We start from the raw sequence: 19,591 nt of genomic DNA, 5'->3' as shown, positions 1-19,591 counted from the left end.
GCGCTCGAAGTGGACCGTCACCCGACCCGCGAGTGCGGGCACTGACCAGGAGGCCCTCTCGATGACGTCCTGTACCCTCTGTGACCTGCCGACGCCCGACCCACCCGTCACGGAGGCGGGCGTCGAGGGGACCTTCTGCTGTCGCGGCTGTCTGGAGGTCGCGAAGACGCTCGACGATCCGGCGGAGACCGACGCCACGGCGGCACGCGAGCGACTCGCTGACGACGAGCCGGCGGCCGACGACGCCGACGGCGACACCGCGTTTCTCGCCGTCGACGGGATGCACTGTGCGACCTGCGAGGCGTTCGTCGAGGCGCGTGCGACCGACCACGAGGGGGTCGTCGCCGCCGAGGCGAGTTACCCCTCCGGGATGGCGAAACTGGTCTACGACCCCGACGAGGTCGACGCCGACACGCTCCCGGGCGTCCTCTCCGGGCTCGGGTACGACGCGAGCGAACTCGACCGCGGGGCGGACCGTGACGACAGGGAACTGACCGGCCGCCTGCTCGTCGGCGGCTTCTTCGGGATGATGGTGATGCTGTGGTACGTCCTCTTTCTCTACCCGACGTACTTCGGCGTCGACCCCGACGCGCTCCTGCTGGACGTGACGGGGACGGCCGGGTACTACCTGCTCGCGAACGTCCTCGTCATGTCCTCGGTCGTGCTCTTCTACACGGGCTATCCGATCCTCCGCGGGGCGTACGTCAGCCTGCGGTCGGGCCACCCGAACATGGACCTGCTCGTCGCGCTCGCGGCCTCGACGGCGTGGGTCTACAGCACCGCGACCCTCGCCGTCGGCGGGACGGAGGTCTACTACGACATCTCCGTGGTCGTCGTCCTCGTCGTCTCTATCGGCAACTACTACGAGACGCGGATCACCGACCGGGCGGCCGGCCACCTCACCGACCTCACCGAGGAACGGGTCTCGCGGGCCCGTCGCCGAACCGCGGACGGGACCGAGGAGGTACCGACCGAGGACATCTCGCCGGGCGACGAGGTGGTCGTGAAGCCGGGCGAGCGCGTCCCGGTCGACGGGACCGTCGTCGAGGGGACGGCCGCCGTCGACGAGTCGCTCGTGACCGGCGAGTCCGTGCCGGAGCGCCGGACCGCCGGCGACGACGTGATCGGCGGCGCGCTGGTGACCGACGGCGCCCTCGTCCTCGACCCCGACGAGGGGACCGAAAGCACGCTCGACCGACTCGTGACGCGGCTGTGGGAGATACAGAGCGCGCGCCCGGGCGCACAACGGCTGGCCGACCGGCTCGCGGCCGTGTTCGTCCCGCTCGTCGTCGTCCTCGCCGCGCTCGCGACCGTGGCCCACCTCCTCCTGGGCGCGACCCCGACCGGTGCGCTGTTGACCGGGCTCGCGGTGCTCGTCGTCTCCTGTCCCTGTGCGCTCGGACTGGCGACCCCCCTGGCGGTCGCGAGCGGCATCAAGGAGGCGCTCGACGCCGGCATCGTCGTCACCGACGAATCGGTCTTCGAGACGGCGGCCGACACCGACACCATCGCGTTCGACAAGACGGGGACGCTCACGACCGGCCGGATGGCGGTCGTCGAGACGCTCGCCGCCGACGACTTCGTGAGCGACGGCGGCGAGACCGTCGCGACCGGGGTGACCGCGGACCCCATCGCGCGTGCGAGCGCGGTCGAACAGTTCTCCGAGCACCCGCTCGCGGCCGCGGTGACCGACCACACGCCGCCACCCGACGCGGCCGTCGACGACTTCGAGCGCCACCCGGGCCGCGGTGTCAGCGCGACCGTCGACGGCGACCGGGTCGTCGTCGGCCGCCGGGACCTGCTGGCCGACGAAGGGTTGACGATCCCCGACCGGCTCGGCACGGCCTCCGACCGGGCGCGGGACGCGGGGCGGGTCCCGGCCCTGGTCGGCTGGAACGGGCGCGCTCGCGGCCTCGTCGTCGCCGCCGACGAACCCCGGCCGGAGTGGGAGGACGTGGCCGCCGACCTCGCGGCCGACCACGAGGTAGTGGTCATCACGGGCGACGACGAGCGGGCGGCCGCGCGGTTCCGGGAGTCCGAGGCCGTCTCGCGGACGTTCGCCGGCGTCCCGCCCGAGGCGAAAGCGGAGGTCGTCGACCGACTCCGCGCCGAGGGGACGGTCGTCATGGTCGGTGACGGGAGCAACGACGCGCCGGCGCTGGCGGCCGCCGACCTCGGCATCGCGCTGGAGAGTGGCACGCGGCTGGCCGCCGACGCCGCGGACGCGGTCGTGACGACCGACGACCTCGCGACCGTGCCGCAGGTGTTCGCGGTCACCGCGGCGACGAAGCGACGCATCCGCGAGAACCTCGGCTGGGCGTTCCTGTACAACGCAATCGCCGTCCCGCTGACGATGGCCGGCCTCATCAACCCCCTGCTGGCCGCCGTCGCGATGGCGACCTCCAGCCTGCTCGTCGTGACCAACTCCTCGCGGTCGCTCCTGGACGAATGACGCCGGCACCACCGACGAGTCTCGCCGTGTTCGCCCTCGTCGGACTGCTCGGCGGCGCGCACTGTCTCGGGATGTGCGGGCCACTGGTGACGATGTACGCCGACCGGCTGGCGGCCCAGCGCGACGGCGGAGCGTCGGCCGGTGCCAGTGCAGGGGGCGGCGCTCCGGCGGCGGCCGGAAGCAGCGGCAGTCGCCGCGACCGCCCGCTGCTCTCGTGGCACGACGTGCGCCAGCACCTGCTTTTCAACCTCGGACGGACGCTGAGCTACGCCGTCATCGGGGCGATCATGGGTGCGCTCGGCGCCGTGCTGTTCGACGCGGCGGCGGTCGTGGCCCTCGCGACGCCGATCCGGTCGGCCGCCGGCATCCTTATCGGTCTGTTCATCGTCGGCACGGGGCTCGTGTATCTCTTCCGCGGCTCCGTCGGGCACGGCGGCGTCCCCGGGTTCGGTGGGCTGTTCGCTCGGGCATACGGGGCGGTCACTGACCGCGTCGACGACTGGGTCGGCGGGCCGCGGATCGCGGCGCTCGGGGCGCTCCACGGGTTCCTGCCCTGCCCCATCCTCTATCCGGCGTTCCTGTACGCGCTGGCGCGTGGCTCGCCGGTCGAGGGCTTTCTCGCGCTCGGGACGCTCGGGCTGGGCACGCTCCCGACGCTGTTCGCCTACGGGACGGTGTTCCAGTCCGTCGACGCGGGGACGCGCGTGCGGCTCCACCGGGCGCTCGGCGTCGCCTTCGTCGTCCTCGGCTACCTGCCGCTGTCGATGGGACTGATGGGGCTCGGCATCCAGGTCCCACACCCCGACATCCCGATCTATCAGCCGTTCTCGTGAGCCGTCCCGGGCGTGGCGGCAGCGCGCTGGTTCCCGAGCATCCGAACCCCTAAGAACGGGACACGCCTATGGCTCGGTATGCAGGCGCTCGTCATCGCGGCCCACGGGTCACACCTCAACGCAGAGTCGAGTACGCCCACGTTCACACACGCCGACACCATCCGGGCGTCCGGCGCCTTCGACGAGGTCCGGGAGGCCTTCTGGAAGGAGGAGCCGTCGTTCCGGGAGGCCCTGCGGATCGTCGACAGCGACGAGGTGTACCTCGTCCCGCTGTTCGTCAGCGAGGGCTATTTCACCGAGCAGGTCATCCCCCGGGAGTTCCGTCTCGACGACTGGGACCCCGAGCAGTGGGATTCGGACGGCACCGCCGCGACCCACGCGACGCTGACGGCCGCAGACACCGGGCAGACGGTCCACTACTGCGGCCCGGTCGGGACCCACGACGCGATGAGCGACGTGATCGTCCAGCGCGCCGAGAACGTCACCGACGACCGCGACCTCTCCGAGTTCGGGCTGGCCGTCACCGGCCACGGCACCGAGCGCAACGAGAACTCCGCGAAAGCCGTCGAGTACCACGCCGACCGCATCCGCGATTCCGGCCGCTTCGCCGAGGTGAAGGCCCTGTTCATGGACGAGGACCCCGAAATCGACGACGTGACCGACTACTTCGAGACCGAGGACATCGTCGTCGTCCCGCTGTTCGTCGCCGACGGCTACCACACCCAGGAGGACATCCCCGAGGACATGGGCCTGACCGACGACTACCGGACGGGCTGGGACACCCCGACGGAGGTCGACGGCCACCGCATCTGGTACTCCGGCGCCGTCGGGACCGAACCCCTGACCGCCGACGTGATCCTCGAACGCGCCGCCGGCGCGGGCGCGGACGTCGAGGCCGCCATCGAACAGGTCCGCGAGGAGAGCGGCGGGAGCGGCGGCGTCGCCGGCGACTGACGACGCGGAGCGCGGCCGGACTCGGGCGCGCCCGAGCGCGCGGTTCGGCGCGCAAAGCCCGCGGAGGTTTTTTGTGTCGGACCCCGACAGGGGTTACCATGGCCGGTTCCCGCATCCTCCTCGTCGGCGTCGGCCACGCCCTCCCCGCCGGGACGACGGTCGAGGACTGTGAAGCAACGTTGGCTGCCGCGTTCCCCGACCGGTCGGTCGCCGTCGCTCCCACCGATCGCGAGGGTCGTGCGGCGCTCGACGCCGAGGACGAGGCCGAGGTCGACTGCGTCGTGAGCGGCCGCTCGGCCGACGAGGAGGGCCTGGCGTTTCTCACGGCGATCCGCGAGCGACTGGGCGACGTTCCCGTCGTCGCCCTGCTCGCGCCCGGGGTCGAACAGGTGCCGGCAGCGGCGCTCACCGCCGACGTGACGGAGTGGGTCCGGATGGGCGACCACGAGGACCCCGTCGACGCGCTGTGTCGAGCGCTCCCGCTCGCGAGCACTGACTCGGAAGCGGCAGCGGACCTCTCGCCGTTCGGGCCGGCGGTCGACCACTACCGACAGCTCGTCGAACACCTCGCCGACCCGGTCTACCTCCTCGGCCCGGCCGGCTACGTCGAGATGGTCAACGAGGCGCTGCTCGAGGAAGGAGGCTACGACCGCGAGGAGCTCGTCGGTGCCCACGTCAGCCGGGTGATGCCCGAGAAAGACATCGAGAAAGGCGCTGAAATCATCGCCGAGTTGCTGGCCGACCCCGAGCGCGCCTCCGAGACGGTCGAACTGGAGATCATCCACGACGACGGGACCCGCCGCGAGTACGAGGACCACATCTCCATCGTTACCGACGCGGACGGGAACCTCGCGGGCACGGTCGGGATCGTCCGCGACATCCAGGAGCGAAAGGAGCGCGAGCGCGAACTCGAACAGTACGAGACCATCGTCGAGACGGTGCCGGAGGGCGTGTTCGTCCTCGACGAGAACGCGAACATCCTGGCCGCGAACGAACAGTGCATGGAGCTCTTCGGGTTCTCGCCCGACGAGGAGTTCCCGTCGAATTTCGGCGAACTCGTCGCGGAAGGCCGCGTCGATGCGAACGTCATCCCCCGGTATCAGAGCGTCGTCCGCGACCTGCTGTCCTCGGACAGCGACACGGAACGGGGGACGTACCGGTACGAGGCCTACCCAGAGCTCGACGAGGACGACCCGCGAATCATCGAGGGACGGATCGCACTGCGACCGTTCGACGAGACGTTCCGTGGCACGATCGGCGTCATCCAGGACGTGACCGAACGGAAACAGCGAATCGAGGAACTCGAACGGTACGAGACGATCATGCAGGCGGTCCCGGACTCCGTGTACGCCACCGACGAGGACGGCTACTACACGTTCCTCAACGACGCCGGGCACGAGCGGTTCGGACTCACCGAGGCCGACATCGACTCCCGGTCAGTCCACGTGAGCGACGTGGTCGAGGACGACGACCTCGAGGCGTTCAACGAGGCCAACCGTCGGTTGCTGTCGGACCAGTACGACACGGGCGAGAAAGCGGTCGTGACGTACACGGCCGTCACGAAGGACGGGCGGCGGTTCCCGGCCGAGAGCCACTACGCGCTCATCTCCGTCGGCGAGGACGGGGTCGCCGGCGCCGGTATCACCCGCGACATCAGCGACCGCGAGCGGCGCGAACAGCGGCTCCAGGTCCTCGACCGTATCCTCCGGCACAACCTCCGTAACGACCTCAACGCCGTCCTCGGCAACGCGGAACTGCTCGAACGGCGGTTCCGGCAACACGACGACGAGTACGGTGTCGACATCGCCCGCTCGATTCAGGGACAGACCGACCGGCTCGTCGAGATGAGCCGAGAGATCAGGGCCATCCAGCACGCGCTCGAACGCGACCGGATGGACCGGCCGGAACTGGACGCCGTCGCCCTCGTCGAGCGCGTCGTCGCCCCGTTCCGGGCGGCCGAATCGGACGTCACTATCGAACTCGACCTGCCGGAACAGGCCCGGGTCGAGGGCAACGAGGCGCTCGAACTCGCCGTCTCGAACCTCGTCGAGAACGCCATCGAACACAACGACCGTCCGGAACCCGAGATCGAGGTCGGACTCCGCGAGCGCGACAGCGACCGCGGTGACTGGTACGAACTGTTCGTCGCCGACGACGGGCCGGGCATCCCCGAGGGAGAGCAGGTCGCCCTCCAGACCGACGCCGAGGTGACGCCGCTCAAACACGGGACCGGAATCGGCCTGTGGGCCGTCGCCTGGATCGTGAGTTCCTTCGACGGGACCGTCGACATCTCGGACCGCGACCCGCGCGGGACGGTCGTGACCCTGGGGCTCCGGCGAGTGGACTGAGTCCGAGGGGGTGAGGGCCGGTCGTCGCCGATTTTCTGATCATGAAAGCGTAGGATACCTTTTAACTCGGGCGGATTCCTCGACTCGACCGTGAGCGAGGAGTTGGACCTGGCTGCCGTACTCGACCTCTTGAGCGACGAGTACGCCAGGGACATCCTCGCGGAAACGAGCGTCGAACCCATGTCCGCGAACACACTCAGCGAGCGATGTGACGCGTCACTCCCGACCGTGTACCGTCGCATCGAACGACTCCAGAACTTCGACCTGATCGAAGAACAGACGCGTATCGACCCCGGCGGGAGCCACCACAAGGTGTACGCCGCGAAGCTCTCGAACTTCTCGCTCGACCTCGAAGACGGCGACTTCGGCGCCGAGATCGAGCGCCGCCGGACGGAACTGGCAATCGACGAGGAGGAGGACGTCGCCGACCGATTCACCGAGATGTGGGAGGGGCTCTGATGGCGCTCGCGAGTTCGCCCATCCAGTGGGCAATCATCGTCTTCGCCTTCGGCTCGACCGTCGTCGGCGTCTACATCGGGTACCAGGCCTACCGGGGCTATCGGCGCCACCAGAGTCGCTCGATGCAGTATCTCTCGATCGGCCTCTTCTTGCTCACGGCGGTCACCTACAGCGCCGCCTTCGTTGGCTCGCTGCTGCTCCGACAGGGCATCCTCCCGGGCACGTTCCAGGAACCCTGGCGGCTCACCGTCCAGATCAGTCAGTTCGTCGGTCTCGGGTTCATCGCCTACTCGCTGTACAGTCGCTCCTGAGTCGCGGCGACTCGACGCTCGTTCCCGTTTTCGCGTTGGCGCTCCGGTCACCTTCGCCGCTCGATTCCGTTCGCCGTCGTCCTCGCTCGTCGGTCCGGTCGAACCCCCGGCTCCCCGCCTCACCCACAGCCGACGGACCGCGCGATCTCGAAGTGACGGTCGCGGCTCAGTTCCCCTGTTGCCACGACGTAGTCGTACCGGTCACACTCCCAGGCCAGCAGGAGCGTCTCGCCGTTCGGACCGTAATCGAGGAACCGCGCCGTCCGGTTCCCGAGCGCGACCCGCTCGGGTTCGGTCGGGAACGACACGTCCGGTCGTTCGCTCTTGAGAACGACGGCGTACGACGAGCCGTTGCGGTACCTGAGAGTTAGTTCGCGGGGGTTGCGGTCCTGGTAGGTGCCGTAGTCGAACGCGAGGTGATCCGGGACCGCCGGCTCGGGAACGGTCGTGCGGGCCGCTGCCACCAGTTCGGCCCGCGAGCGGTAGTTCTGACGCCGTACCAGCGTCGGGTCCGCGTTCGGCACGTCCGTCTCGGGGTCGAACCGGAAGGTGGACTCGGGAATCGGGTCGAACGAGACGTTTTCGTAGCGGACACGGATGCGGTTGCGCTGGCCGTCGTTCGTCCAGACGTAGTGGTATGCGAGCGGGACGAAGTGCTCGCTGTCGAACCAGATCGCCTGCGTGAAGTTCTCGGTCACGTCCTCGCCGAAGAGATTGCCCCGAACGCGGACGTGGTAGGCCTCGCGACCGGCCACCTGCTCGGTCCCGACGTAGGTCACGTTGTACCCGGTGACGTTCGCCGCCGCGGGGTCCGGCGTCGGCGCCGAGCCGGCCGGCACGACCGGGAGCGGTGCCACGCCCGGCGTCGGCGTCTCGGCTCCCGAGACACCGCGCTGGGCGTTGATCTTCGCGAACAGCGGGTCGAGGCGCGCGCCGAGCGAGCCGTTGAACCGGTCCAGCCCGGTGATGTCCATCCGTTCCGCCGTGTTCGTGTCGTCGTCGTACGACCAGACGGTCGACCTGTTCACGACCAGGAGGTCGGGACCACTGGACGCGTTTTCGAGTGCCCGCCGGTAGTAGAACCGCTCGCCGGGCTGCCGCTGGACGCGGTAGACGGAGCGGTTCGTCCCGTTCCCGACCTCGCGGACGACCGTCATCCGCGCGGTGAACCCCTCGACTGCTGCGTAGCGGTCAGAGGCGTTCTCGCCGATGGCCGTCGGCGCCGCGTCCTCCCCACCGCCGGCGGCGAACAGGGCGTAACCGGCGACGAGCGCCAGCAAGGCGAGCACGGCCCCTGCGAGGACGATGCCCCGGGTAACCCCGCGAGATGACATCTGTCAGTACCTTCGCCGTTCGGTGGAAAAATACTACCGGTTGTCACGTAGGGTCGGCCGAGGCGGCCACCATCGTCAGCAACGCCTTCTGGACGGCGGTTTCGACGACCGGGAGCAGTGGCTCGGTCGTCGATCACCCGGGACACGAAACACGACGGTTCGCCACGGGGCGTCGGGTGGCGGGCCGAAACGGGAGGTCAGTCGGGGACGGCAGTGGGGACAACGGGGATCGCCAGCGAGCCGAGCGAGAGGGAGGGCCGAAGCCCGTCGGGGACCACGCACTCACCTCTTTGCGCCCAGCAATCATAAACCGAGAGCGCGACTTTCCGGCCGGGAAACACACCCTAAAATTTAAGTTAGTGATGCGACGCGTCGGAATGGCGTCCTTTATTCCGCCCGCGGCCCTCGGTTCGGACATGACTGCAACGGCGGTCGACGCACTGCTGGAGGCGGTCGACGACGGCGGCGGCGTCGCGTTCGACGGGCTAGAAGCGAGTGCGGCCGAGGACGGCTACGCGTTCTCGACACCCGATACCGACGAGCGCGGCCTCTCCGACGCGGACCTCCGGAGCGTTGCCGCAAACGACATCTACGTCGACAACTGGTACTTCTGGCACGCGGTCGCCCCGCAGAACGACGCCGAGTGGGCCTTCCTCCGGTGGCTGGAGGGTGCCGACGAACGGACCGTCGAGGAGCGGTACGAGGCACTTCGGGAGGGGTATTCGCGGTCGTGGGGCCAGCTCCGCCTGACCGCCCACCGTGACGACGACGGCCGGCGGTACGAACTCCGCCACGCGGACGACGCGGACCGGGACCGCGAGGCACTGCAGAGCCACGACGACTCCGCGGCGGCTCGCGAAATCGCCAAGTTCGACGACCGGGACCGCTACCGCCCGCTCAAGACCGCGCCGACGCTCCAGCGAGGGTGGGTCTTCACCGACCTGTCCGCGCCGGTGTTCGTCCGAGCGGTCGATTTCCTCTACCCAGCGACGGTCGCGAACTGGTACCGCGAGCGCGAGGGCGACCTCGACGTGACTCACTGGACCGAACACACGGAGCGACAGACCGGCATCTTCGGGCTGGTCAAGACCTGGAACCGGGGCGAGGGTCACGACCACGTCGACCGCGTCGCCGAGGCCTGCTGTGTCGACTCCCAGTGTGTCAAGCGCCGCGAGTGGGACTACGACGAGGACACCGACCTCGACGTCCCCCGCGGCGAGGGGGAGTTCCCCTGCCGGGAACCCTGCTCGGTCGTCCTCACCGCCGCGCGCCAGTGGACCAAACTGGAGAGCGAGGAGCCACGGACCTACGAGTTCGAGCTGACGCCGAGCGAAAAGGAACAGCTGGAGGACATCGTCGACGCCGTCGCCGACGGCGAGGTCGAGGCCATCCGGGAGGCCGACGTCTACGAGGGCGCGAACCAGTACCGCGCCCGCTACTTCCGGGCGAAACTGTTCGACGAGGACGGGAACCTCTGTGGCGTCCCGACCGACCCCGAGGAGTAGTCAGGTCAGCGCGAACGCGACGGCGGCGACCGCCGCGATGACGACGACGCCGGCACCGAGCGTGACGAGCTGGCTATCGAGGACGATAGCCGCACCGACCGCGAGGACGACCGCGAGGACGCCCAGTCCGACGACGGGCAACACGGGCTGGTCGGCCAGGAGCCCGCCGGATTCGCGGGACGGCTCGCCCTCGTCGGCCGTACCCGTCCCCGCGTCGTCGCCGCCGGAGACGGTGAGTTCGTCCCCGACCGCGACGGGACCGCCGTGGTCGGGTTCGGTGAGTTCGACGTCGACCCAGCGGGTCGTCGCCCCGTAGCCGACGACGATCTTGATTTTGCCGAAGGTCTCGCGGTGGTCGTGGACGCTAACCGGGATTTCGCAGGCACCCTCGGCCTCGACGTAGTAGTTGTTGTCAGCGACGGTCGCGATCTCGGCGAGGTCGCCGTCGAGATGCACGTGGACCCGTCCGGCCTCGCCGTGGTTCTTGACCGCGATCACGAACGAGTCGGTCGCCTCGAACGACGCGGGGACCTCCAGGGAGTGTATCCGCTCGCGGTTGACGTGGACGGGCAGCCTGTCGGGCACGGGTCGAGATGCGGTGGGCGCGGGCAAAAAGGTTCAGTTTACCACCCGGGTCGACGGCCGGTGCCGTCAGGCGGGGGACTCCTCGCGCATATCCGGCGGGAGGAGGTTCGGGATGCCGTCCTCGATGGGGTACTCCTCGCCACACTCCGTGCAGACGAGTCGACCCTCCATGATCTCGTCGTCGGTCCGCTGGACGACCTCCAGCTCCAATTCGTGTTTGTCCAGCGGACAGCAGATGATGTCCATCAGGTCCTCTTTCATACCATCCGTTCGGGGCGGGGCGCTCAAAAACGTGCCGGGAGCGTTCCCACGCTCCGAGGAGTCGGCGACCGCTTAAACGTCCCCACCCCCTCGACTCGACCGTGACCGAGAGCGAAACACTGTACGACAGGCTCGGTGGACGCGACGGCATCCGGGCGGTCGTCGACGAGTTCTACGACCGACTGCTCGACGACGACGACCTCGGCGCCTTTTTCGCGGACACCGACATGGAGGCACTGCGTGAGGACCAGACCGACCACCTCGTCGAGGCCGCTGGCGGCCCCGCGGAGTACACCGGGCCCCCGGTCCGGGACGCCCACCTGCACGTCCCGTTCACCGAAGCGCACATCGAGCGGGCCGTCGACCACCTGGAGGCGAGCCTCGCCGAGTTCGGCGTCGCCGGTGCCGACAGGGACGCAGTCGTCGGTGCGATTACGCGGTACGAAGACGATCTGCTGGCGTCGGACGCCGGGCCTGACAGGGACGGCGGGGAGTAAGGGTCAGAACGGGTGTTCGAGGACGGCGGTCTGTTCGCGGTTCGGGCCGACGCCGACCGCGTAGATTGGCGTGTCGAGTTCGTCGCTGACGTATTCCAGGTACTCGCGGGCGTTCGCTGGGATGGCGTCGTACCCCTCGTCGGCGACGAGGTCCCAGTTGGCGTCGGTCCAGCCGTCGAACGTCCGGTAGTTGGGTTCGCACTCGCCCCAGCGCTCGGTTGTCGGGGGCATCGTGAACGTCTCCTCGCCGTCGAGCGTGTAGGAGTGGCCGACCTTCACCTCGTCGAGGCCGGCGAGCACGTCGACGTGGTTGACGGCGAGACCGGTGAACCCGGAGGCCCTCGTGGCGTGGCGGAGCATCGGCATGTCGAGCCAGCCGACCCGTCGCGGGCGGCCGGTGACGGTCCCGTACTCGCCGCCCTCCTCGCGGATGTAGTGGGCGAGGTCCTCGCTCTCCTCGTCACCCTCCAGTTCCGTCGGAAGCGGCCCGGTTCCGACCCGCGAGAGGTAGGCCTTGACGATGCCGACGATCTCGCCCTGGCCGACGGTGGTCGGCGCGATGCCGGTGCCGGTACAGGCGCCGCCGGCCGTGGGGTTCGATGACGTGACGTAGGGGTAGATGCCGTGGTCGATATCGATAGAGGTGCCCTGTGCGCCCTCGAAAACGACGTTGTCACCGGCGGCGATGCGGTCGGAGACGAACTCGCCGGCGTTGATGGTCATCTCCTCTTCACGGAGCCGGCGACCGAACTCGCTGAACTCCTCGAAGAGGGCGTCGATATCGAGTTCCTCGCCGGCCTCCAGCTCGTAGACGTCCTCGACGATGGCGCGTTTCTGCGGAACGACGTACTCCAGGCGGTCCCGCAGTACGTCGGGGTCGAGCAGGTCGCCGATGCGGATACCGCGGCGGCCGACCTTGTCCTCGTAGGTCGGGCCGATGCCGCGACCGGTGGTCCCCGCGTCGAGGTCGGAGTCGGCTTTCGCCTCCTCCTCGATACCGTCGAGCCGGCGGTGGTAGGGGAGAATCGCGTGTGCGCGCTCGGCGACGCGAACGTCGGGGTCGAGCCCGCGCTCTCGCAGGTCGTCGATTTCGTCGAACAGCGTCCGTGGATTGACGACACAGCCGTTCCCGAGAACGCCGACCTTGCCACGGATGGCACCGCTCGGGACGAGCGAGAGCTTGTACTTCTCGTCGTCGTAGACGACGGTGTGCCCGGCGTTGTCGCCGCCCTGATAGCGGACGACGATGTCGGCCGCATCGCCATAGAGATCGACGATGCCGCCTTTGCCCTCGTCGCCGAGTTGGGACCCAACGATAGTTACGGTCATCAACGGGCTTTGCGCACACCCCGATAAAGGGGTAACGGTCGGCTCCCTCGTCGAGGTGCCGTCACGGTCCCGGCCAATCCTGCCACGGCCCGAAAGGTTACCATGGTACGCCGTCCAATCGATGACCTGGTCACGGTTTGCCGTGGTGACTCACCACGAAGGTTTAACAGAGGCGACCTAGAACCGGATTATCACGGTCGTTTTTTAAGTACCCGGGACAGCAACCTTTAAAACCCGCGAACACAAGTTAACAATTGCCATGATAGACAGGCTTGAGAAGGAAGTAGATATGCTCGAGCGCCATCTCCAGGTTCTCCGGATGGTGATCGAGAACGAGCCTATCGGCATCGTAAAGATGTCCAACGAGACGGGCTACCCACACCACAAGGTTCGGTACTCACTGCGCGTCCTCGAAGAGGAGAACCTGATCGAACCCTCGAGTCAGGGCGCGATCACGACCGAACAGACCTCCGAGTTCGTCGACGATCTGGACGGGAAGATCGACTCGATCATCGACAAGCTCGAAGAGATGAAGATCGAAGACGTCGCCGAGATCGAAGGCTAGATTTCCGGCACGGAGAGGTTGAACTGGGCTTCGCGGGCCTCGACCAGACAGAGATGGAAGCCTTCCTTTCTGGATAGTTTCACGAAACTCTCGCGTTTGTCGCGACTGAGCAGGCCGCCGCCAGTCGCCTGCGAGGCCGCTTCCATCGCCTCCGGTTCGAAGAAACTCGACGTGACCAGGAAGGCGCCGGCCAGTGACTCCTTCGACTCGCTGACCCGCCTCGCGGCTGTGATCAGCCCCTCCATCATTCCCTGACTCGCCGGGTCCCGGGACTCGTTCATGTTCGCCACCGCGAGGGGATTACCCATCCGGTCGCGCAGAACCACGTCGAACCGCTCCTGGGTGCGCTGTTCCTCGCCGTCCTCCTGGTAGACCACGCTGATCGTCCCGTTCAGCTCCGCACGGTCGATCCGCGGCATGGCGTCGTAGAGGTCCTTCAACGCCCCCTCGTGGCCGGTATCGCGTATCTCGTAGGGAAGCACGCGGACGACCCACTCGACGAACCGGTACTGGATCGTCCCTTCGAGGTACTCGTCGAACGGGTCGCCGTCGACCGCCACGTCGCCGGCCTCGAACTGCGTGTGGTACTGGATATCGAGGTTCGCGTTGACCTCCTCGCGGGTCGCGCTGCCGCCGTGGGCGTTCTCCAGTGTCGCCTCGCCTTTCGAGCCGTACCGGATGAAGAGGTTCGTCCCCTCGATGGCCTCCCCAGGACCCATCCGCCGCCGGTCGGCGATGGACTCGCCGCCCTCGCCGGTCCGGAGGTCGTCGATCCTGGACTCCATCCGTTCGAGCCGGTCCTGGAGGTCGTCACGCTCGGACCGCAGTTCCTCGAGTTCCCCCTCCAGGTCCTCGATCCGCTCGTCGCGTGCGTCGAGTTCCGCCTCCAGCTCGTCGATCTCCGCCTCGCGGTCGTCGAGTTCGGCCTCCAGGCGTTCGATTTCGCCAGGCTCCCCGCCGGTGCCGGCTCCCGGATGCCCACCGGTGTCCGCCGGCTCGCCTGCCCGGTCGTCGGCCGGGTCGCGGGCGTCGCCGGCGGCCGGAGCAGCGCCCTGGTTTGGGTCGCGGGACGGCTCCCGTCCCGGCGTCCCGCCGCGTGGCTCCGGTTCGGGCTGCGGGCTCGCGACACCCCCGCCCGGCGCGTTCGCTTCCTCGCTTTCGGGTTCCGCCGTCCGCGACGGGTCGAGCGAGGGAATCGACCGGGTTTCGAGGTCACCGACAGAGCCAGCGTCCGCCGAGCCGCCAGTCGTGCCGCGGCCACCTCGGCGCGAACCGCCGGCGGCCGCCCCGCCCGTCGACTCGCTCGACCGACCGGCGTCTTCGCGGCGCGCTCCACCGGTGCCGCCCGACTCGGTCCGCGAGCCAGCCCCACCGCGCGACTGGTCCCGACCGCGCGACCGCGTCGCGTCGTCCCCCCGGGAATCGGCCTCCCCGCTCCGTGACCGCGAGCCACCCTCCGCTCGGTCGCGTTGATCGCGCTCGTCCGTGCGAGACCGCGTCTCGGCTGCGGTGTCGCGTCCTTCGCTTCGCGTCTCCGTCCGCGATTCCCCGCGGTCACCGGCCCCCTGGCGTTCGTCCCGACTGCCGCCCTCCTCGCGCCGGTCCGGGGTCGACCCGGTGTCCGCCTGGGCCGTGCGGTCGGCCTCCCCGTCGGCCGACTCCGTCGCGGTCGCCCCCTCCGGCTCCGGATCGGTATCGGTCGCCGACGCACCAGCCGGGTCCGCGTCGCTGTCAGCCGCCGTATCGGCGTCAGCGGTTGCGGAGTCGTCCGTCGCGGCAGTCGTCTCCGCGGCCTCCGTCGCGTCGGCATCGGCAGTCTCCGCGGCCGCCGCAGCACCGGTAGCGGCGTCCGCTGTCCCCGTGTCGCCTCCGGCCGCGCCCGCTGGCTCGGGGATTTCCGTCACGTCGACGCCCGCGTCGACGACCTCGTAGATACCGACCTCGTCGTTGGCGCGCTGGAACGCCTCGTCCTCGGAGAGGAACTGTTTGGTGTTGCCGACGTACGCGACGCTCATCGAGCGGCCCTGGTGGTAGACCACGTAGTAATCGCCGCTGAGGACGTTCTCGGAGAGTTCGATGTAGCCGGTGAAGTTGCCGTCCGAGAGCGTCCCGTTGACCTCGCGGATCGGCGTCTCCTCCGTGTAGTACTGTGCCTGCACCTCGCTGTTTCCCTCCTGCATGACCGCCAGCAGGGGGAGCGCGGGCGAGGGTGCGACGTGGGCCGTCCCCGAGGCATCCTCGAAGTCCTCGATAGCACCGTCGAGAACGCCGACGACGGTCCCTTTGGTCATACACAGCCGGGTTGGCCCGACGGTGACGATACCGGAGAACCCCTCGTCCGCCAGGTCGTGCAGGCCACGATACCCGCCCGAGAACGACCGTGTGTCCCAGTCGTCCACCTGCTCGACGGCGCGCGTACTCATTGTATTTCACAAGTCCCATGCATCCCAAATACTTTGCGGGGAGCACACCCCAGCCAGCGTCGGGCCGGGAGCCGACGGAGCGGGCGCCGACGGGTGACAGCGTCCGTCACAGCGAACCGACCGCTTCGTAACCTTCAATGCCGCCAAGAGTGGAAACGTGGGTATGGAACTGCGGGTCATCGAGAAGACCGACACGGAACTCTCTATCGAGATCGCCGGCGAGGACCACACGTTCATGAACGTCCTCAAGGGCGCGCTGCTGGAGAGCGAGGGCGTCGAGGCCGCCACCTACGACATGAACCCCGAGCAGTCCGGGGGCCAGACCGATCCGATCCTCACCATCAAGACCGGCGAGGACGTCGACGCGCTCGACGCGCTCGAAGCCGGTGCCGACCGCGTCATGGACAAGGCCACCGGCTTCAAGGAATCGTTCCAGAGCGCAGCCTAACAGGCGTACTGCAGCACGTACACCGTCCCGTCGGGCGCGACGTGGACGTCCACACCGGTCCGGCCGCGGTCCGGTTCCACGAACGCACCGCCGCTTCGGCCGGAAGCGTTCAGCAAGGCTCGCGCCAGTGCGCGCTCGGACTCGAAGGCGGTCGAGTCCGTGTCGAGGTCCGTCTCGACCTCGAACTCGTCGACGAGGATGCGGTCGCCACACGCGTCGCCGATTCGCGACTCGATCTCTTCCTCGTTAGCCGGTGATCCGTCGCCGTAGGCCGCCCGGACCCGCTGCTGGTTGGCGAACCGGACCGCGTCCGCGATCTGATCGTCCCGCGTGAGTTCGTCGAACCCCCCGTCCGCCCGCCGCTCGTTCAGTTCGGAAACGTACGCGGCCTCCACCTCCGCGAGCGAGAGCGAGCCGGCCGTCGTCGCATTGCCCGGAACGGGGCCCGGAGAGGGACCGATGCCGTACCGCGTGAGGTCGACGATACCGACGGCGCCCAGCCCGATGACGACGACCAGCCCCAGCACCGCGATGAACGCGACCACGAGTTTCGCGTCGAGAACGTCCAGATAGCCTACGTCGGCCGACGGCGTGCTCGCCGTTTCCGACCCGCCGAGCATCTCGCTCATTACCTCCTCCTCGTCGAAATCGATGGGCTGGCGCTCGAAAGTGTCGTGACCACAGCGGTCACAGGGCGGCGTGTTCTTCGGGTGGTCGTTACCACACTCGGTACAGACCCAGACGTACCCATAGGCGTCCGAGGTCGTCTCGTCGCCCTCCGGGGCCGCGGGGACCACCGCTTTCTCGAACTCGCTGTGCCCGCAGTTGTCACAGGGCGGATCGTTCTCGGTGTGTGGTTTCCCACACCACTCACAACGCCACTTCACTACCGGGGAGGAGGGGGCGGGAGCGCAAAAGCCTGCGGAAAGCAGTCGCTCGCGGGCCCCTCACAGCCGCACCGGCACGCCCCGCTCGTCCAGGTACTCCTTCGTCTCCGCGATGGAGTACTCGCCGAAGTGGAAGATCGAGGCGGCGAGTCCCGCGTCGGCACCGGCGTCGGTGAACACCTCGTACATGTCCTCGGGGCCGCCACAGCCCGAGGAGGCGATGACCGGCGTCGAGACGGTGTCACAGACCGCCTTCGTCAGCGGGATGTCGTAGCCGTCTTTCGTCCCGTCGGCGTCGATGGAGTTGACGAACAGTTCGCCCGCGCCGCGCTCCTCTGCCTCCTCGGCCCACGAGAGCACGTCGATGTCCGTCCCCTCGCGGCCGCCCTTGACCGTACACTCGAACCAGCAGGACTCGCCGTCGACCTCGACGTAGTGGTCCCCGGCCTCGTCGAACCGGCGGCGGGCGTCGACGCTGATGACGATACACTGGCTCCCGAAGGCCGCCGCGCCCTCTTCGATGAGTTCGGGGCGCTCCAGCGCACCCGTGTTGATGGAGACCTTGTCCGCGCCCGCACGCAGGGTCTCTTTCACGTCCTCGCGCGTGCGGATGCCGCCGCCGACGGTCAGCGGGATGAACACCTCGTCGGCGATGGACTCGACGACGTGGAGCATCGTCTCCCGCCCCTCCGCGGAAGCGGTGATGTCGAGGAAGACGAACTCGTCGGCCCCGGCCTCGTTGTATTTTTTCGCCATCTCGACCGGGTCGCCGGTGTACTCGAGGTCCTCGAAGTTGACGCCCGTGTACACCGCGGGGTTCCCGTCCTCGTCCAGGTCCACGTCGATACACGGGATGATGCGCTTGGTGAGGGTCATCTACTGTCTCGGGGTTCGCGCGTCCCGGGTTTCACGGTTTCGTTCGCCGCAACGCGCTTCCGACAGGTCGAAGTACCCGCCGCCGGAACCGGGGGATATGAGCGACGACCACGAGGAAGTCGACAACGACTACCCGGACCCGCCGGAGCGCAGCACTGCACCCCAGAGCGACTACTCGATGAGCGACGTGCTTACCGGCTTCGTCGTCATGCTCGTCGGCGTCGCCATCACGTTCGGCGTCCCGCTCCTCCTGGCCTAGGGACCGCGAACACGCACCCGCCGCCCCACGTCGACGCTCGCGTTCCGAACGAACGCGGGCGGGCCGGCGAAGACGGTCGTGGTGCGATTCCCGTCCGTCCGGACGCGGAAGGCGGTGTCGCCGTCACGCCACCCCGCGTCCGTGCGCGTCGCCCGCCGGTCGAGAGCAGTCGTGAACGCCGCCCGGAATTCGCTTTCGTTCGCCGCGTCGTCCCAGCGGAGAACCCAGACGTACCCCCGCTCCGAGCCGTGGCTGAAGGGGATGAGCGTGTCGTTGCCCCACCCGTCGGCCCCGGCTGCGGCCCGCGAGGCGTTCAGGGACGCCGAGAGCGCGATCCGGGTGCCGAGTTCGCCGACACGCTGGCGGTCGGCCGGTCGCCACCGCTCCGCCGTGACCGCCACCGAGAGGTTCGCGGGCGGTTCCGCGCCCGGTTCCAGTCGGTGGAGTATCGCCTCGGTCGTCCGCGGCGGCCGGTCGTAGACCGACGCGAGCGTGTCGTTGTCCGCTACGCGGTCGGCCACGTACCGGTACCCGTACCAGTACGGTGCCATGAAGTACCGACCGCCGGCGGTGTCGCGTTGCCGGTAGAACCGACCGTAGCGGGTCCCCTGCGGGAGCGTGTCGGTGTGGGCACGCCCGTACCGATCGGCCGTGTACGTCGCCGCCCCTTCCTTGACGCTCAGGGTAAGCAGTCGCTGCTCGACGCCGGAGGGGACCTCGTCCCAGGCGAGGTACATCCGTCCCGAGACGTTCCGCTGATTCTGGACGACGTGGACGTACTCGTGGGCGAGGACGCTCTCGATGCGCGGCCGCGTCGCGACGCTCCGGTTGACGCGGATCAGATCGGTCCCGATGGTCTGTGCGGCGAACCCGGCCCCTGGCGGGGACCGGGCACCCAGGAGGCGGAGGAACTCCGGCGGCCGCGGGTCGGTCCTGGTCTCGGCGGGGTCGACGATCCGGATGCGGTCCGGCGGCCGCGCGTCGACGCCGAGTTGTGCGGTCACGTGGCGGAATACCCGGTCCTGATCCGTCCCGAGGCGACCGCCGACCACCGGAACCGTCGCGGCGTCGCCGGTCGAACCCGTCGAGCGCGCCTCCGTGGTGGTTTGTGGCGTCGCAGTGGTGGCGGCCACCGGTTCCGAAGTGGGCGATGCGGTCGTGGCCGCCGTATCGGCGGGCGAACTGGTCGGCGCGCTACAGCCCGCGACGGCGACCAGAGCGAGGAGGAGGAGGGCGATCCGGGCGGACATCACCCGGGTGTAGGG

19 protein-coding genes are annotated in these 19,591 nt (G+C 68.8%); 11 read left to right on the top strand and 8 right to left on the bottom strand.

From position 1 onward, the window contains the following. Positions 1-61: 61 nt before the first annotated feature. The 6 genes from MUG96_RS06835 to MUG96_RS06810 all read left to right on the top strand — a co-directional run bounded on the left by MUG96_RS06835 (position 62) and on the right by MUG96_RS06810 (position 7,357). The gene (locus MUG96_RS06835) at positions 62-2,452 is read left to right on the top strand and encodes a heavy metal translocating P-type ATPase (RefSeq protein ID WP_246987721.1); all 2,391 of its coding nucleotides are present in this window, start codon (positions 62-64) and stop codon (positions 2,450-2,452) included. Continuing rightward, positions 2,449-3,285 (top strand): sulfite exporter TauE/SafE family protein, encoded by an 837-nt coding sequence (locus tag MUG96_RS06830; RefSeq protein WP_246987719.1) that lies wholly within the window; start codon positions 2,449-2,451, stop codon positions 3,283-3,285. The genes MUG96_RS06835 and MUG96_RS06830 overlap by 4 nt, the downstream gene beginning before the upstream one ends. A 78-nt stretch (positions 3,286-3,363) precedes the next feature. Further along, on the top strand, positions 3,364-4,239 hold the full coding sequence (locus MUG96_RS06825) for a CbiX/SirB N-terminal domain-containing protein (RefSeq protein ID WP_246987717.1): 876 nt from the start codon (positions 3,364-3,366) through the stop codon (positions 4,237-4,239). A 98-nt stretch (positions 4,240-4,337) separates the two neighbouring features. Further along, positions 4,338-6,587, top strand: a complete 2,250-nt coding sequence (locus MUG96_RS06820) for a PAS domain S-box protein (RefSeq protein WP_246987715.1) — start codon at positions 4,338-4,340, stop codon at positions 6,585-6,587. Between the two features lie 90 nt (positions 6,588-6,677). Further along, a complete protein-coding gene (locus tag MUG96_RS06815) occupies positions 6,678-7,046 on the top strand; it encodes an ArsR/SmtB family transcription factor (protein WP_246987713.1) in 369 nt (122 codons plus the stop codon). Next, the gene (locus MUG96_RS06810) at positions 7,046-7,357 is read left to right on the top strand and encodes a DUF7521 family protein (RefSeq protein WP_246987711.1); all 312 of its coding nucleotides are present in this window, start codon (positions 7,046-7,048) and stop codon (positions 7,355-7,357) included. The genes MUG96_RS06815 and MUG96_RS06810 overlap by 1 nt, the downstream gene beginning before the upstream one ends. Positions 7,358-7,476: 119 nt before the next feature. On the opposite strand, the gene MUG96_RS06805 is transcribed toward MUG96_RS06810, so the two are convergent. After that, positions 7,477-8,691 (bottom strand): LolA family protein, encoded by a 1,215-nt coding sequence (locus tag MUG96_RS06805; RefSeq protein WP_246987709.1) that lies wholly within the window; start codon positions 8,689-8,691, stop codon positions 7,477-7,479. 416 nt (positions 8,692-9,107) lie between these two features. Between MUG96_RS06805 and MUG96_RS06800 the strand changes: the two genes are divergently transcribed. Next, positions 9,108-10,196 carry a DR2241 family protein gene (locus MUG96_RS06800; RefSeq protein ID WP_246987707.1) on the top strand — a complete coding sequence of 363 codons (1,089 nt, stop codon included), beginning with the start codon at positions 9,108-9,110 and terminating at the stop codon, positions 10,194-10,196. Here the strand turns inward: MUG96_RS06800 and MUG96_RS06795 are convergent, their stop codons facing one another. Together MUG96_RS06795 and MUG96_RS06790 are read right to left on the bottom strand one after the other, a co-directional pair. Next, a complete protein-coding gene (locus MUG96_RS06795; protein WP_246987705.1) occupies positions 10,197-10,781 on the bottom strand; it encodes a DUF7524 family protein in 585 nt (194 codons plus the stop codon). A gap of 66 nt (positions 10,782-10,847) precedes the next feature. Then, complete coding sequence (locus tag MUG96_RS06790) at positions 10,848-11,042, bottom strand: methytransferase partner Trm112 (protein ID WP_246987703.1); 195 nt, start codon at positions 11,040-11,042, stop codon at positions 10,848-10,850. 101 nt (positions 11,043-11,143) lie between these two features. Here MUG96_RS06790 and MUG96_RS06785 point away from each other — a divergent pair, with 101 nt between their 5' ends. After that, on the top strand, positions 11,144-11,539 hold the full coding sequence (locus MUG96_RS06785; protein WP_246987701.1) for a truncated hemoglobin: 396 nt from the start codon (positions 11,144-11,146) through the stop codon (positions 11,537-11,539). 3 nt (positions 11,540-11,542) lie between these two features. Here MUG96_RS06785 and MUG96_RS06780 read toward each other — a convergent pair whose 3' ends face one another. Beyond that, positions 11,543-12,868 carry an adenylosuccinate synthase gene (locus MUG96_RS06780; protein WP_246987699.1) on the bottom strand — a complete coding sequence of 442 codons (1,326 nt, stop codon included), beginning with the start codon at positions 12,866-12,868 and terminating at the stop codon, positions 11,543-11,545. A gap of 259 nt (positions 12,869-13,127) precedes the next feature. Between MUG96_RS06780 and MUG96_RS06775 the strand changes: the two genes are divergently transcribed. After that, complete coding sequence (locus MUG96_RS06775; protein ID WP_246987697.1) at positions 13,128-13,433, top strand: hypothetical protein; 306 nt, start codon at positions 13,128-13,130, stop codon at positions 13,431-13,433. Here MUG96_RS06775 and MUG96_RS06770 read toward each other — a convergent pair. Beyond that, positions 13,430-15,856, bottom strand: a complete 2,427-nt coding sequence (locus MUG96_RS06770; RefSeq protein ID WP_246987696.1) for a DUF7527 domain-containing protein — start codon at positions 15,854-15,856, stop codon at positions 13,430-13,432. The genes MUG96_RS06775 and MUG96_RS06770 overlap by 4 nt on opposite strands. A gap of 163 nt (positions 15,857-16,019) precedes the next feature. Between MUG96_RS06770 and MUG96_RS06765 the strand changes: the two genes are divergently transcribed. Further along, positions 16,020-16,304, top strand: a complete 285-nt coding sequence (locus MUG96_RS06765) for a DNA-directed RNA polymerase subunit L (protein ID WP_246987695.1) — start codon at positions 16,020-16,022, stop codon at positions 16,302-16,304. Here the strand turns inward: MUG96_RS06765 and MUG96_RS06760 are convergent. Next, positions 16,301-17,191 (bottom strand): hypothetical protein, encoded by an 891-nt coding sequence (locus tag MUG96_RS06760; RefSeq protein ID WP_246987694.1) that lies wholly within the window; start codon positions 17,189-17,191, stop codon positions 16,301-16,303. The genes MUG96_RS06765 and MUG96_RS06760 overlap by 4 nt on opposite strands. Before the next feature lie 60 nt (positions 17,192-17,251). Beyond that, positions 17,252-18,067 carry an imidazole glycerol phosphate synthase subunit HisF gene (hisF, locus tag MUG96_RS06755; RefSeq protein WP_246987693.1) on the bottom strand — a complete coding sequence of 272 codons (816 nt, stop codon included), beginning with the start codon at positions 18,065-18,067 and terminating at the stop codon, positions 17,252-17,254. 97 nt (positions 18,068-18,164) lie between these two features. Here hisF and MUG96_RS06750 point away from each other — a divergent pair, with 97 nt between their 5' ends. Beyond that, positions 18,165-18,326, top strand: coding sequence for a DUF7550 family protein (locus MUG96_RS06750; protein ID WP_246987692.1), 162 nt, complete (start codon positions 18,165-18,167; stop codon positions 18,324-18,326). Here the strand turns inward: MUG96_RS06750 and MUG96_RS06745 are convergent. Beyond that, positions 18,323-19,576 (bottom strand): hypothetical protein, encoded by a 1,254-nt coding sequence (locus MUG96_RS06745; protein ID WP_246987691.1) that lies wholly within the window; start codon positions 19,574-19,576, stop codon positions 18,323-18,325. The two genes, MUG96_RS06750 and MUG96_RS06745, sit on opposite strands and share 4 nt — an antisense overlap. Between the last annotated feature and the right edge of the window lie 15 nt (positions 19,577-19,591).

Origin of the sequence: Halorientalis marina, from assembly GCF_023028345.1 — an archaeon.
GTDB classification, from domain to species: Archaea; Halobacteriota; Halobacteria; order Halobacteriales; family Haloarculaceae; genus Halorientalis; species Halorientalis marina.
The sequence above is the reverse complement of the archived record's forward strand: the minus strand, read 5'-3'. Positions and strand labels throughout refer to the sequence as shown.